General features: G+C 45.0%; 11 protein-coding genes. 4 read left to right on the plus strand and 7 right to left on the minus strand.

The annotated features are described in order from the left end of the window. Positions 1 to 399 precede the first annotated feature (399 nt). Together QE357_RS02180 and QE357_RS02185 are read right to left on the minus strand one after the other, a co-directional pair. Positions 400 to 1,320 carry an SdiA-regulated domain-containing protein gene (locus QE357_RS02180; protein ID WP_309705475.1) on the minus strand — a complete coding sequence of 307 codons (921 nt, stop codon included), beginning with the start codon at positions 1,318 to 1,320 and terminating at the stop codon, positions 400 to 402. A 118-nt stretch (positions 1,321 to 1,438) separates the two neighbouring features. After that, complete coding sequence (locus QE357_RS02185; protein WP_106638407.1) at positions 1,439 to 1,720, minus strand: SelT/SelW/SelH family protein; 282 nt, start codon at positions 1,718 to 1,720, stop codon at positions 1,439 to 1,441. Here QE357_RS02185 and QE357_RS02190 point away from each other — a divergent pair. Together QE357_RS02190 and QE357_RS02195 are read left to right on the plus strand one after the other, a co-directional pair. After that, positions 1,719 to 2,144 (plus strand): YraN family protein, encoded by a 426-nt coding sequence (locus tag QE357_RS02190; RefSeq protein ID WP_106638408.1) that lies wholly within the window; start codon positions 1,719 to 1,721, stop codon positions 2,142 to 2,144. The two genes, QE357_RS02185 and QE357_RS02190, sit on opposite strands and share 2 nt — an antisense overlap. Positions 2,145 to 2,216: 72 nt before the next feature. Then, on the plus strand, positions 2,217 to 3,605 hold the full coding sequence (locus tag QE357_RS02195) for an alpha-L-fucosidase (RefSeq protein ID WP_309705479.1): 1,389 nt from the start codon (positions 2,217 to 2,219) through the stop codon (positions 3,603 to 3,605). Between the two features lie 40 nt (positions 3,606 to 3,645). On the opposite strand, the gene QE357_RS02200 is transcribed toward QE357_RS02195, so the two are convergent. Continuing rightward, a complete protein-coding gene (locus QE357_RS02200; protein ID WP_309705481.1) occupies positions 3,646 to 4,311 on the minus strand; it encodes a phosphatase PAP2 family protein in 666 nt (221 codons plus the stop codon). A 143-nt stretch (positions 4,312 to 4,454) separates the two neighbouring features. Next, complete coding sequence (locus tag QE357_RS02205) at positions 4,455 to 5,282, minus strand: N-acetylmuramoyl-L-alanine amidase (protein ID WP_106638411.1); 828 nt, start codon at positions 5,280 to 5,282, stop codon at positions 4,455 to 4,457. 224 nt (positions 5,283 to 5,506) lie between these two features. On the opposite strand from QE357_RS02205, the gene QE357_RS02210 reads away from it, so the two are divergent. Next, entirely contained in the window at positions 5,507 to 8,308 is a 2,802-nt protein-coding gene (locus QE357_RS02210) for a putative LPS assembly protein LptD (RefSeq protein WP_309705483.1), read from the plus strand. Between the two features lie 74 nt (positions 8,309 to 8,382). Here the strand turns inward: QE357_RS02210 and QE357_RS02215 are convergent, their stop codons facing one another. Further along, positions 8,383 to 9,309 carry an AraC family transcriptional regulator gene (locus tag QE357_RS02215; RefSeq protein ID WP_309705484.1) on the minus strand — a complete coding sequence of 309 codons (927 nt, stop codon included), beginning with the start codon at positions 9,307 to 9,309 and terminating at the stop codon, positions 8,383 to 8,385. Positions 9,310 to 10,002: 693 nt separating this feature from the next. On the opposite strand from QE357_RS02215, the gene QE357_RS02220 reads away from it, so the two are divergent. After that, the gene (locus QE357_RS02220; RefSeq protein WP_106638415.1) at positions 10,003 to 10,413 is read left to right on the plus strand and encodes a hypothetical protein; all 411 of its coding nucleotides are present in this window, start codon (positions 10,003 to 10,005) and stop codon (positions 10,411 to 10,413) included. A 27-nt stretch (positions 10,414 to 10,440) separates the two neighbouring features. On the opposite strand, the gene QE357_RS02225 is transcribed toward QE357_RS02220, so the two are convergent. Together QE357_RS02225 and QE357_RS02230 are read right to left on the minus strand one after the other, a co-directional pair. Next, positions 10,441 to 12,321, minus strand: coding sequence for a sialate O-acetylesterase (locus QE357_RS02225; protein ID WP_309705487.1), 1,881 nt, complete (start codon positions 12,319 to 12,321; stop codon positions 10,441 to 10,443). Between the two features lie 54 nt (positions 12,322 to 12,375). Beyond that, positions 12,376 to 13,110, minus strand: a complete 735-nt coding sequence (locus QE357_RS02230; protein ID WP_309705489.1) for a 3'-5' exonuclease — start codon at positions 13,108 to 13,110, stop codon at positions 12,376 to 12,378. Positions 13,111 to 13,712 lie beyond the last annotated feature (602 nt).

Consider the following 13,712-nt stretch of genomic DNA (forward strand, 5'->3'; position numbering starts at 1 on the left):
TTATAGTTAGCTCTTATAGGAAATTTTTGTTTACCCTATAATTATTTTCGCTTGATATAGAAATACTTACTTAGTAATATCATATAATCTCATCGTATGTATATGATAGTTTGAATGGCTGGTTTTGCAATTTCCTTATAGTTTGTAATGATTTTATTAATTATAAAACTGCTTAAGTATTAGATTGATTGAGTATACGAGTAATTGAAGCAAATGAACATTAATCACTCACTCCGGCAAACGCTCGCTTGCTCGTTTCATGCAGAAGGGATAACCTGTTCCCTCATTTATGCTGCCAGCAGGACTCAGGTCTAATAAAGCGTACAGTTTGGGGTAGCACCGGTTCTGCTTTAGCCTGATTCTAAACAGCTTGATGGGTTCACTAGCGGTTTTACCGCATTACTTCTGCTCTCCTTTCCATTTAAATACCTGAATAACGCCCGACCCTTTTTTGCCTTCACTGGAAATATATAAGGTACCGTCAGGGCTAAAGCAAAGGCCTTCGGGCTGCTCTAATGCTTTCGGATTTAGTTTTTCTACGTGGATAAAGTTACCGCCCTTGCGATCTAGTACTAGTAGCTTCTGACCGGAAGCAGCTAAAATGTACACCTCTTGGGTAATCGGATGCACCGCGATGGCAGAGGGCCGGAATTTGGCGTCTTCACCTGTAAACCCCACGCTCTCGAAACTACGCTTCCGTAAAACCAGTCCCCGACGGGATTCTTTTTGTACAGGATCGTAGAAATAGACGTAACGACTGTCTTTATCCACGCCTTTGCGTTTGGTTTCTTTGGCGGCAATGAAAAAGTTTTTTGTTTTGGGATCAAAGCAAAGACCTTCGAGTTCATTTTTGTCGGGCAAACTAAGATCCAGCATTTGAATATGGGTAGACTTATTCGTCAGAAAACCGCCCGGCTGTGAAGTTTGCCCGAGGGTGAAAACGAATAAACGACCGTCACTTCGGAGCACATAAAATTTACCTTCGTGATAGGTAATATCTTCGTAATCTCCCTTCGTCCCCCACATTCGCTGATCGGTCACTTTTCCGGTTTGGGCGTCGATGAGAAATAAATCGCCCTCTTCGTCATTAATTGCTGCCAACTGACCCGCCTTTACATAAGTAATGCCAGAGATTTCCTTAAGCGAAGCGGGCATTTTAAAAGTCTGAATGGGATTTTGCAGATCGTAACTCAGGGGCTCGAGCGTACGCGACTCCGATACTACTTTAACTTTTGTTTTCTGAGGCTCCTGCTTCGTTTCAGCAGTTTGACAACTTAAAAAGCACCAACTTAAACTGGTTATCAACAGATACTTCTTCATAAAGGCTGAGTGGTTAGTAAGTATGGAAATTCTTGTAATAAATAACAGACGGTTGCAAAGTGTTGAATGTCAGTTGATAGTTTGGCAATCGCAGCAGCTAAAAACCATCAGCTATTAATCAGGCTTTCTTGTCGGAATGGCCGAGGGGTTTTTCGGGAGCAATCAGGTCGCGGACCTGCTGTTTTAGTTCTTTTATTTCGGGAAAACCGCCCGCTCGTTTCCGGTCAAAAATTTCTTCGTCATTGATGTAAATCTTGAATCGACCGGAAACTTCGGCGGGCCTCAGGGCGACTTCCCCCAGTTCTTCGGTAAAGGTGGTCAATAACTCCTGTGCCAGCCAGGCCGAGCGTAATAGCCAGCCGCATTTGGGGCAATATTCAATGGTTAATCGGGGTTTCATGAAGCCAATCGTTGGGTTTACCTTCAAATCTTGCCATCTTTCCTTTACGTTCCACCAACCTACCCTAAATTTTGTGTTAACCACGACTCAATTAGGCCAAAAAGGCGAAGCACTGGCGGCTCAGATCCTGCAAGCTAAAGGTTATGAAATCATTCACCAGAATTACCGGGCTGGGCGGGCCGAGATTGACCTGATCGCTCGAAAAGACGACTGGATTTTGTTTGTCGAAGTAAAAACCCGAACCAATCTTTCCTACGGTTATCCTGAGTCGTTTGTCTCGCCTAAAAAAATAGAACGCATCAAAAAAGCGGCGGATCAATTTGTCTACGAAACCAACTGGCGGGGAAATATCCGGTTTGATGTCATTGCCATCAGTATGAGTCGAACAAAAACTGAAATCGAACATTTTGAAGATGCCTTATAGAAAACATTAATCCTCAGAGTAGGAATTCTATTTCGTACTCTTTTGTACGTACATCTCTATTCCTCTAAACACATGAAAAAAATCTTCTTATCGCTTTTACTCCTCTGTTCGATGGAAGCTTTTGCCCAGAAAAAATACGAAGCCAACTGGGCTTCTATCGACTCCCGGCCCATTCCCGGCTGGTTTGAGGATTCCAAATTTGGAATTTTTATTCACTGGGGTTTATTCTCGGTGCCCTCTTTTGCTCCCACCGCCCGTGACATTGACGGCGTTTACGACCAGTATTCTGAATGGTACTGGTGGAAATGGCAGGATAAGAAAGGCCGGACGTCTCCTATTTTCCAGAAATTTCATGATCGGGTATACGGAGCGGATTTCAGGTATCAGGATTTTGTGAAAGATTTTAAGGCCGAGTTATTTAAACCGAATGAGTGGGCGAAAATCATTGAGCAATCGGGAGCCAAATATGTGGTCTTGACTTCCAAGCACCATGAGGGTTTTGCCCTTTGGCCCAGTGCCCAGTCCTGGAACTGGAATGCCGTAGATGTCGGCCCACACCGCGATTTGCTGGGGGATCTAACGACAGCGGTAAAAGAGAAAGGTTTGCATATGGGTTACTACTATTCGCTGTATGAATGGTATAACCCCTTATATAGAAAAGATGTGGATAAGTATGTGGATAACCACATGATTCCGCAGTTAAAAGACTTAGTGACTACCTATAAGCCCGATGTGGTTTGGACGGATGGGGAGTGGGATCATCCATCAGAGGTGTGGAAAAGTACGGAGTTCCTGGCTTGGCTTTATAATGAGTCGCCTGTGAAGGAAACGGTAGTGGTAAATGACCGCTGGGGCAAGGAAACGCGTTCCAAGCACGGAGGCTTCTACACTACAGAGTACGATTTAGTGCACGAGGGTAATGCAGATAACATGAAATTCAGCCGTCCCTGGGAAGAATGCCGGGGCATTGGGGGTTCATTTGGGTATAACCGGGCGGAGATTTTAGAAGATTATTCGTCTTCCGCTCAACTTATCCACATACTTGTGGAAAAAGTAGCTCGGGGAGGAAATTTACTACTGAATATTGGCCCCACCGCCGATGGACGAATTCCAGTCATTATGCAGCAACGGCTCAAAGATATGGGCGATTGGCTGAAAGTGAATGACCAGGCGATCTACGGTACGCGTGCCTGGGCACAGGCTCCAGCCTTCAGGAAGGGTAACAAAGTTTTCTTCACCCAAAAAGGAAAAGATATTTATGTACTGACGACAGAATGGATGGATACCATTCCCGTAGAAAACATTAACACGCCGAAACGCGTAACGCTGCTAGGGTATAAAGGCGAAGTTAAAACCAGTATGAAGGGTAGCAAATTAAGCATTACGGCACCTAGCCTGACCCCAGTGACGATACCTTGTCAGTATGCCTGGGTATATAAGCTCGAAGGAGCGGCGAAGTAATAACTAAAAAGGCAACTGACTCAAGCAGTTGCCTTTTTAGTTATAGGGATCTTCGAAGTCGTACCCTTCGGTCTAACCAGGTCTTGGGGTGATTTTTCCAATAGGATTCCAGCCCGGCGAAAACGACTAAAGTGGTTACTGTTCCGATGATGGAGCCGACGTAAATGTCAACCACAAAATGCTGAAATAAATAGACCCGGGAGTACGCTCCCAAGACGGCTATTGCCAGAAAAAGCCAACCCCAGTTTTTGTTGGTAACTAGAAGCGTTAATAAGCAGCAAAGAGCAAAAACCGAGGTAGAATGGCCCGAGGGAAAGCTGTTAACGCTGTGCAGGTTCAATCCTTCAACCGTGTGAAAAGCCCAGCCCGAATTTTTGTAAAAAGCACTGGGGCGTAATTCGCCTTCGTAAAAAACGTGTTTAAGAAGTTGCGTAAACTCGCCCGCCAGCAGGAAAGATAAACCCGCCGCTAAAGCCCAGCGGAAGCGGACGAATAATAAACCCACGGCTACACCAAAACCAGTGGCTCCATCGGCCAGATCGGTCAGGTAATAGAAAAAACGATCCCAGAACGGATGATTATACCCATTTATCCATCGCATGAGTACGGTTCGGTCCAGTTGCGACAGCATACTTCCCACCACAATCAGAAGGATTACATAAGGCAGAAAAAACGAATAATTCTGACGAATCAGTCGGAGAAGCATTTGGGTGAAGTTGTAAGTGGATGGTTATTCGTTGTTGGGTGAATCGTTGATAATCAGAGTAGTGACTGGTAACTCGATTGAACAAGTAGCCTCATCACGCAAAGTAGTAGGTGGTTACTAACAACCCAAAACTAACAACTAACCTAGTTATCCATATCATTTTTATACTGTTCGAAGGCCTGGAAAATGGCTTTTGAGAGCTTATCCTGCCCTTCTTCGCTGGCCAAAAAGGCTTCTTCCGTAGGGTTAGATAAATACCCCGTTTCGATCAGTACGGACGGAGTAGCCGTTTCCCACAGAACCAGGAATCCAGCCTGTTTTACGCCGCGGCTAATGCGATCCGCTCGTTTGAAATAACGTTCTACTTTCGAGGCAAAATTAAGGCTACTTGACAGATAAGCATTCTGATAGTTTTCGAGCATGATTGCTCCCAACGGCGAAGAAGGGTCGAAGCCGTTATACTTCTTCTGATAGTTGGCTTCCTGAAGAATTACGGCGTTTTCTCGCCTTGCTACGGCCAGGTTTTGTTCGGATTTGTGCAAACCCATTACGTAGGTTTCCGTTCCGTAATAATCCCGGCGAGTGAGGGCGTTGGCGTGAATGGAAATAAACAGATCCGCCTTATTTCGGTTAGAAATAGCACTACGTTCGTGTAACTCTACAAAAACGTCGCTTTTTCGGGTATAAATAACTTTGACGTTGGGGTAATGATCTTTAATCATCTGCCCAACACCCAGAGCAATGGCCAGTACGACGTTCTTTTCACGGGTTCCATTTTTGCCGATAGCCCCCGGATCTTTGCCGCCATGACCCGCGTCAATCACTACCGTCCGCAGGTTTTCTTCACTGGGAGCTGTATGGGTAGGGATGGGCCTTTCGGACGATTGATTCGCCTGAAAACTAAAGAGAAAGATTACTAAACCCAGAAGGGGCCATACATTAACACACTTTAACTGGCTTTTTTCACGCATGCTGCAAAAGGTTGGAAGAGTTACTCTGTATTTTTGCCCGACAAATTTAAAGGAAAAAGCTATTACATGACCGGCAAAGCCAAAGTCAGTGTCTTATCTTCGCTTTTATTTTAGTTGGGAATTCTCAATGATTTATTAAGTGTCAACGGAAAATGCTTTAGAAAGTTTTCCAATCCCCTGTCTAAAAAACGGGCTCATTGAATGGTTATTAAATTTCAGAAACGTTGAAGAACAGTTTTCTTTTGATCTTTTTTGTGTTGCTCGGTTTGCAGGCCTGGGGACAACGTCCGGGATCAAAACGTATGGCTTTGCCTTTTGGAGGTGTTCGACGACCCGTAGCCGCCGATTCTTTAAAACCGCTTACTCCCGCCGACTCCGCGAAGATTGCCAAACCTGATTCGCTGGCTGATGATAGTGATTTACAGGCTAAAGTCGAATACTTCGCCCGCGATTCCACCATTATGACGGCTGATGAAAAGATTGTCGAACTTTTCGGGGATGCCAAAGTGGATTATCAGGACATTCATCTCAAAGCGGATTATATCAAGCTTAACTGGGAAACGAATGAGGTTTACGCCATTGGCCGGAAAGATTCGACTGGGAAAGTTATCGGTGAACCTATTTTCGAGCAGGGAGCCGACACCTACAATACCAGCGAAATCCGTTACAATTTCAAGACCAAACGAGCCGCCATTAAAACCATCGTAACCAAGCAGGGCGAAGGAAACGTGCGGGGGCGAATTGTCAAAAAAGATAGCTCTAATAACTTCTTCCTGCGGGGAGCCTTTTATACCACCTGCGACTTATTACATCCGCACTACGGCATTCAGGCTCCGAGGATCAAGCTTGTGCAGGGGAAAGGCGATAATAGGCAGGTCATATCCGGGCCTTTCAACTTAGTTATTGCGGGAATTCAGCTACCGCTGGGATTACCGTTTGGTTTCTTCCCTTTTTCCGAAAAACGTAAATCTGGTTTTATTCTGGGAAACTACGGCGAGGAACCGCAAAACCGGGGGTTTTATCTTCGGGACTTCGGGTATTACTGGGCGGCTAATGATAACCTGGGGCTAAGGTTTACGGGCCAGCTTTATTCCAAAGGAGGCTGGGGAGCTGGTTCGCAGGGGAATTACATCAAAAAATACAGATACAGCGGTAACTTCAGTCTGATTTATAACCATAACAAGTCAGGAGATGAGATCGGTCCAAACCGTACGATTTCGAATGACTTCAGCGTGCAATGGTCTCACACCCCACAAACGCTAGGTCGGCCCTATAGTTTTTCGGCTTCGGTTAACATTGCCAGTAGTAACTATACCCGTAATAACGAACAAAACCTGACGACTTCGACTGGTTTGGGGCGTTACCAGCAGAACGTCTTCGGGTCTTCCGTTCAGTATTCCCATAATTTTGGTCAGTTCATTCAAACCAGTGCCAACTTCCGGGTAAACCAGAACGTAACGACGCGAGCATTGACGGCAGGGGTAGGGGTGAATGCAGCCGTTACGCAATTCCAGCCTTTCCGTAGGAAAAAAGCCGTTACTCCGGCCTGGTATGAATCATTCCGCTTAGGGTTGAACCTGGCTAGTAATGTGGATATCTCAAATAATATTCAGCCTCAGATTGTGAGTAACAGTTCCTATGGCAACGAGTTCCGAATCGCGAACTACTTTCCTGATACGGTAAATACTACGACAACTTCTTCAACTACTGCAACTACTTTAGTGACAGGTAATATACCGTTCAATATTGAAAACCTCCCCAAGATTCTGAGAAACAGCCAGGTAACTACTACGTTTTCCATTCCTATATCCTTACCTAACTTCAAAATTGCCCGTTATATCAACGTAACGCCAGGCGTAAGTTTGCAAGGTAACCTTTATACCAAGCAGTTTAGTTATCGTTATATCAAACCCGGAGAACTAGTGTATGGCGTTCGATCAGATAGTGGCGGGGTATACGTAGATACATTAAACCGGATTGCTCCTGCGTATAGTTATTCTACTTCGTTAGGAATTAACACACGGGTATACGGAACGTATTACTTCAAAAAGCTAGGTCGTCTGGAGGCCATTCGCCATACGTTTGCTCCTTCCATCAGTTTGAGCTATACGCCAGACTTATCGAGTAAATTTTATCAGAAAGTACAGATTAACGAACGGGGCGATACGCGTCTATTATCCAAATTTAGTAACTACAGTGGGGGGGTAGGTCAGGCGGCTTCGGCCAGCTTTAGTTTGACCAACCAGCTGGAAATGAAAGTTCGGGCCAAATCAGATACGGCCAAAGAGGCTTTTCAGAAAGTGAACCTGCTGGATAACTTCGGCCTTTCGGGGAGTTATAACTTCCTGGCGGACTCCTTTAATCTCTCGAATCTGTCGTTGGTGGCAAATACCGTTATCCTTAAAAAGTATAATGTGAACTTTGCTTCCAGTTTTGACCCTTACGACGTTGTTCAGGATGAATACCTGTTGAGTGGGCGAAGGGTGAACCGATTGAGAGTAGCGAGTGGTAAAGGACTGGCCGCTTTGCAAACCATGAATATTGGTTTCAGCACGGGTTTTAAAGGGGGCCAGAAGAAAAATAAAGATAATAAAGACCAGCAAAAGAAGAAACCCGAAGGCGTTAGTGATGCCGAAATGCGGTTCATTCAGAGTAATCCACAGTTGTATATTGACTGGGATGTCCCCTGGAATGTCAACGTGAGTTACAACTTTAGCTATACCAAATACGGTTTGGCTCGGGCTCAAAAGTTCCAGACGCTGAGTATGAACGGCGATATTAAACTGACGGAAAACTGGGCCATGACGTTTACTACGGGCTGGGATTTCGTGCAGAACGCTCCGTCATTAACCAACATCGGTCTGACCCGTAACCTGCACTGCTGGGAAGCTTCCTTCAACTGGACGCCTATTGCCCAGAACCTGCGGGGGGGGAACTATAACTTCGAATTACGCGTACGTTCGGCCATGCTGAAAGACCTGAAGCTATCCCGCCGCCGGAGTTTCTACGATCAGGGCGGCTTCTAATAGCCTTGAATACAAAGAAAAATCCCCGATCAGCCTAGGGCTAATCGGGGATTTTTCTTTGTAAAGAACTTCGCTTACAGATTCATCAGCGATTCCCGACGACGCATTTTGCCCGCAGGAATGCCAAACATCATTTTGAAGCGACGGCAAAAATACGCGGTGTCTTTGTAGCCTACTTCCGCACCGATAGCCCGAATGCTCTTCTTCGAAGTGCGTAACAGGTTTACGGCAGCTTCCATGCGTTGATACTCGATGTAATCCTGAGGGTTAATACCCGTCAGCATCTTGAAGTACTGACCTACGTAATCTTCCGATACGTTAGCTACGTTCGCTAGTACCTTATTAGACAGATCGCCGCCGATGTTGTCTTTGATGTACGTGAAAATATCGATCAGACGAGGATCTTTGAAGTACGTACTGTTGGTGGCTAATTGCTCTACAAACAGACGGTGCTTCAGGATGTAACGAATGATATTGATAACAATTTCTTCCGTCTTGATCTTGATGATCCGGCCCCGGCCTGCTTCGTCACGGAAATCCTCCGCGAGAATTTCTTTCAGAGCGTGAGTCAGTGACTCCTCGCCTTTGATGAGAAAGGGAGGTACATCTAAGGACGTAAAAAAGTTAACCGAGTCGAAAACTTTAGCTTCAAATGCCACCAGACCAAAGGAATGGGGGATTTTCCCGATTTCAGCAGGGTCACGACGGGAGTCGAAATAGCGTTCCCGGAAGGTCAGAAACTCTTCGTTGGAAATGCTTTTAGGGTTTTCGCTGCTGCCGTAAGTAATGCTTAAAGCTTTACCCCCAGGAATGAAGAGCATATCGCCAGGCTCTGCCCGGATACCATCTTCTCCAAATGACACCTCTCCGTCGTATAGAATCAACAGGGAGTTTTCGATGTCATAAAAGTTTTTGATACGGATGGCTTGTTGCATCCGAATGTGCCGGGCCTTGATAAATCGGACGCCCAGCGACTCAATGATTTTATTGTAATCTTCCATTGCGATGGGGTAAGGCCTGGTGAATTTCGAAAGTGTGGCCTTTCTGAATATAGGACAAAACTAATAATTGTATTTTTAAAAGCAAATTGGACAAAAAAAATAAATGCATTTAGAAATCTGCGTTTATTTTAAAATAATGCCTATTTGTAAAACAGAAAATAGAATAAGGACCTTACAAGACCCTAACGTTTTATTGCATTTCTAAGGTTCCCTAAAGACATTCAAGGTAATAGAACGCAATAACGTGAAATTTATTTACTAGACTATACGTCTTAATGAGACGAGTTTTTTATCTATTAAAAAATTGTTAATTGTTGACTGCACCTGTTGATGACCTTACCGGTCCTTAGCTATTAGAGAGGATTAGCTAATACGAACATACGCCTACTCACATACTCACTCCCGTAGCTTTTTATTGCAAGGCCTGATGTTGTGGAAACAGAAGTAGATGGCTGACAAGAAAAGCTTACTCTATGGAAAATGTATGCTTGCATACATTTTTTTAGGCTATCTGATTATAAAGCAATGCTTTAGCAAAAAGTACTTTACAATTTAGTAATGAATGGGAGAGGAAAATTATGCAATCATTTTTCAAAAAAAGAGGTATTACTTTTCAGTAAAAGGTCTGAAACAAAGCGATTTATAATAGAGTATATCTCTCATTATCTTTGGTACAAATTGCCCTCTTTGATTATGCACCAGTATACTCCTTCTGACAGCCTTATCAACTTGTTGTTTGAGAACGGATTTCGTGAAGTGACGGAACAATATTTTCCCCACAGTCACGTCCGTCTTGAACTGAAAGGAGAAGCCTATCATCCCGCGTATTTCCAGCGAGCGTTTCGTCATGGAACGGGAACGGCTCTAATCATTCTCAATTACCTCACCATTCGGGTTCTTTATCGCACCTACGTACTGGTTGAAAGCCGTCGCCTGGCTGAAGATGAAGCACAAGCCATTGTTACGTTCTGCAAGTTACCTGCCAAGCAGCAGGGAATTCTGGCTGGAAAAATCTCCAATCTTTCGGAACTGATGGCTGCAGTAGATCCTGCTAAAAAAATAGAAGCTCCGGTTTCCAAGAGCTTCTATGCCATTAAATCGTAAGGATGAGTGACTAGTTTGCCGCTAGTCCTAGTTTTGACTTGCAGTACCTGCCCCAGCATTGAATTGAATTTGATGCTGGGGTTTTATCGTTACGTTCGTTTTACGGGTAGGAATACATCCAGGACAGTTGGCAGTCCAGGTGGTGTAATCAGTCCAGTCACCACTTTTAGCGGAAATATAGTCGGTAATGACAGTCACCTGTTGAGTCGCGGTAGCCTTACATCCGTACAGGTTTGCAACCGTGAGGGTATAGGTACCCGAAGTGGCTCCGGTTACCCCAGTTAAGACTGGATTAGCTACTGAAGAGGTATAGTTATTAGGACCCGCCCAACTGTAATACAGCCCACCAGAGGCCTGTAATTGTAAATTATTTCCTGCTGAAAGCGGAGAATTAGCCGTAATTGCTGCCGAGACACTGCCAAGAGAATTAGGGACATTAATACGAGGAGAGAGTAAGACATTATCATAAGCGTCTCGTACTTTCAGTTGATAACTTCCCTGGCTCAAGGTTGCCTGTGACCCACTAGCGGTGGTATTAACTCCATAATTATCAGCAGTATTAACCCAGGTATACGAAGTCCAGTTTGCATCTCCTTTAACTACCATCTGACCATTAGTACAGGATGGATACAGGCGAGTAGACGGCAAGGCTTCGTAGGGCGTAAGGCTTGAAAAAATGGGATTCAGAGCATCGAGCCAGGCTTGGGCAGCCGCATAATGCCCGGCTCCGCTAAAATGAATGTCGTTAGCATCACGGTAGGTATGCGTACTGTCGTTATGAATGCCATCGGTTGCAGGACCAGCGTATACATTCGTGTTGTTTGCAATCAGACTATTCTGTCCGGCAATGATGTTGGGGTTTACCGTTGACGGCCCTGAAATAGCGAAGCGACTGGCTCGAGCCACTACCCAGGCCAGATTAGGCTTATTACTTTGTTGGCGGCTTTGAGCAATGATTTGACTCCAGCGATTGGCAAAAACGTCACTGGGTGTATTCAGGTAGTTATCCGTTTCGCCCAGGTGCATCAGAACGGCTCTGACTCCAAATTGAGCGGCATAGTTATTAAGTGTGATCCGAAGATTGGCATAAGGTTGCCCCGCAGGGTAATTGTATCCAAAGGCCGAAGTAGAAGTGGCATTCTCGTTTAAACTTTCAAACCAGTTAGCGGTAGCTGAACCAGACCAGCCGGCTTGAAAGAAAGCTACTGGAACCCGCAATTGATCCACCAGTTTATCGCCGAAGGCTCCCCAATACCAGGAAGAAAGACCAAAGGGAGAAATGGGCGTAGTAGCGTCCAGATGAACGAAAGATGGAATAGCGACCCGATCCTTAACGCTGCTATAGCCCCATCCACTCCAGGTGCTGGGGTCGCCGGGGTTCGGTTCTGGATTGGGCCTATAGCCAATGGCTACGGCACTTACCTGATCGTAACTGGCTGAGGGACCAGTATTATTGGCATCGCCATTGCCAGTAGCGTTAGACTGCCCTGTAATGATGAATACTTCGCCAACCCCCACTTTGGAGAGTGTTACTTCAGAACCCAGCTGTGAGCCGTTCCGATAGGCCTGTACTTTCAAGTCATACCAGCCTCCTTTCACCGTTACGTTCCCTTGAAAGTAACCATTGGAGGGGGTGGCGGTAGTCGTACCCGGAAACTGCCAGAGGGATTTCCAGCCTTCATCTTCCGCCGCATTAGGGCCAATATTCGTACCAGAAGCTGTCTGAAAACGAACTTTGATTTCATCAACGGGTTCGGAATAATTTCCTGCAACGGTAATCGTAGCCTGGTTCTGATTGTTACGCTGGTAAACAGACCTAGAAGTTGGAGAAGTGAGGGTTATTTGAGAATGAGAGAGGAGAGGAAACAGAACTAATGAATAAAGAATGAGACAGTAACGATGATACATTTAGATGTAGGTTTTATTAAGACGGGGACAGACAAAAGTACGTAAAAGCATCCATTAGGCAAGTCTGAAAATCTGCTCTTCTGGAAGAAGGGGGAAACGATTGAAACGTAAGTAAAGCTGAGCCAAAACAACGACGTCTTCCCGGCAATATTCAGCGATTGCGGTAAGGTCGTTTTGCTGGTAATAGGTTGCATTAACCTGGTCGCCGGAAAGATTTTCTTTGCTGGAAGGGATTTCAAATAGAGCCGCTAGTAACTCCAGGCTGGTGAAGTTTTTATAATCGCCAAACTTCCAGAGCTCCATTGTGTCCAGATGGGGGGTGTCATAACGTTTCCAGTTCGGATTCCACAGCGGTTTGGGAATTTTCAAGCCCTGCACCATCAGTCGGCGGCATAGGTAAGGGTAATCAAACTCGCGGCCATTGTGGGCACAAAGGGTCAGTTTGGGTGAGTAACGCTTTTCAATCAGATCACAGAATTGTTGCAAAACTTCGGCCTCCTCATGACCGTGAAACGTGCGGACACGGAAGGTGAGTTCGTCGTTTTCATCCCAATGAAAAAAGCCCAGGCCGATGACAATGATTTTGCCAAACTCGGCGTAAATCGCGGCCCGTTCCGGGTAAAGCTCGGCTTCGGTACGCTCTTCATCGTTTTTTAGCCTTCCGGCTTTTCGAATCCATTCTTTCTGGAGGCGTTCAGGAAGTTCGGTAAAATCGGCTTTCCCGGCAACAGTTTCAATATCGATGAATAATAACTGTTTGGTAAAGGCCCGAAACTCAAGGGGAGACATAGCGTAGGGTGTAGGTGGCTTTTAAATCATGCTCCGAAATAACGAAGAAGCCCCTCTATTGTAAAACCTATTTAGTAACTAGTTGACAGTTATTGGTTAATAAATTGATAGTCAGTATATTATAGCCGAATTATAGATTATGAAATCATTACAAGATCTTAAATAAATATCTGTTCTACCTAAAAAGCGGCTCTTATTCAAAAAAGAACCGCTTTTACAGATTGTCTAAAAATAAGATATAAATAAATGCTGCTTCTCTGGATGAAATCCGGGGACACGATTGTGTATTGAAATCCATTTCATACCTGAAGGACACATCATTACTTATCACCAATGTCTGTCATTCAGAGCGAAACGAAGAACCTTATGACCTTTTGCTGGCTTGTTGGTTAGGCGGTAACTTTATTAAGTCAGCTCCGCCCCATTCCGCCCAAGGTCTCTCCCTGCATTTGACAGAACAGTTGAGGGTTAATCACTGGTGCGAAATTTCATCTCATTCCCACGATAAGGCAGATTTTACCTGCCGTTATCCCCCAAAGTTTCAGAAGCCTTGTTTCACATGAATGTCTTCCATTATAAATTTTAGATAGCTTGCTAGGTAT

Origin of the sequence: Siphonobacter sp. SORGH_AS_0500 (genome assembly GCF_031453245.1) — a bacterium.
Taxonomy (GTDB): Bacteria; Bacteroidota; Bacteroidia; order Cytophagales; family Spirosomataceae; genus Siphonobacter.

Coding starts and splice junctions, on each gene's coding strand:
- QE357_RS02180 (WP_309705475.1), bottom strand. CDS start 1,320: ATGAAGAAGTATCTGTTGATAACCAGTTTAAGTTGGTGCTTTTTAAGT.
- QE357_RS02190 (WP_106638408.1), top strand. CDS start 1,719: ATGAAGCCAATCGTTGGGTTTACCTTCAAATCTTGCCATCTTTCCTTT.
- QE357_RS02185 (WP_106638407.1), bottom strand. CDS start 1,720: ATGAAACCCCGATTAACCATTGAATATTGCCCCAAATGCGGCTGGCTA.
- QE357_RS02195 (WP_309705479.1), top strand. CDS start 2,217: ATGAAAAAAATCTTCTTATCGCTTTTACTCCTCTGTTCGATGGAAGCT.
- QE357_RS02200 (WP_309705481.1), bottom strand. CDS start 4,311: ATGCTTCTCCGACTGATTCGTCAGAATTATTCGTTTTTTCTGCCTTAT.
- QE357_RS02205 (WP_106638411.1), bottom strand. CDS start 5,282: ATGCGTGAAAAAAGCCAGTTAAAGTGTGTTAATGTATGGCCCCTTCTG.
- QE357_RS02215 (WP_309705484.1), bottom strand. CDS start 9,309: ATGGAAGATTACAATAAAATCATTGAGTCGCTGGGCGTCCGATTTATC.
- QE357_RS02220 (WP_106638415.1), top strand. CDS start 10,003: ATGCACCAGTATACTCCTTCTGACAGCCTTATCAACTTGTTGTTTGAG.
- QE357_RS02225 (WP_309705487.1), bottom strand. CDS start 12,321: ATGTATCATCGTTACTGTCTCATTCTTTATTCATTAGTTCTGTTTCCT.
- QE357_RS02230 (WP_309705489.1), bottom strand. CDS start 13,110: ATGTCTCCCCTTGAGTTTCGGGCCTTTACCAAACAGTTATTATTCATC.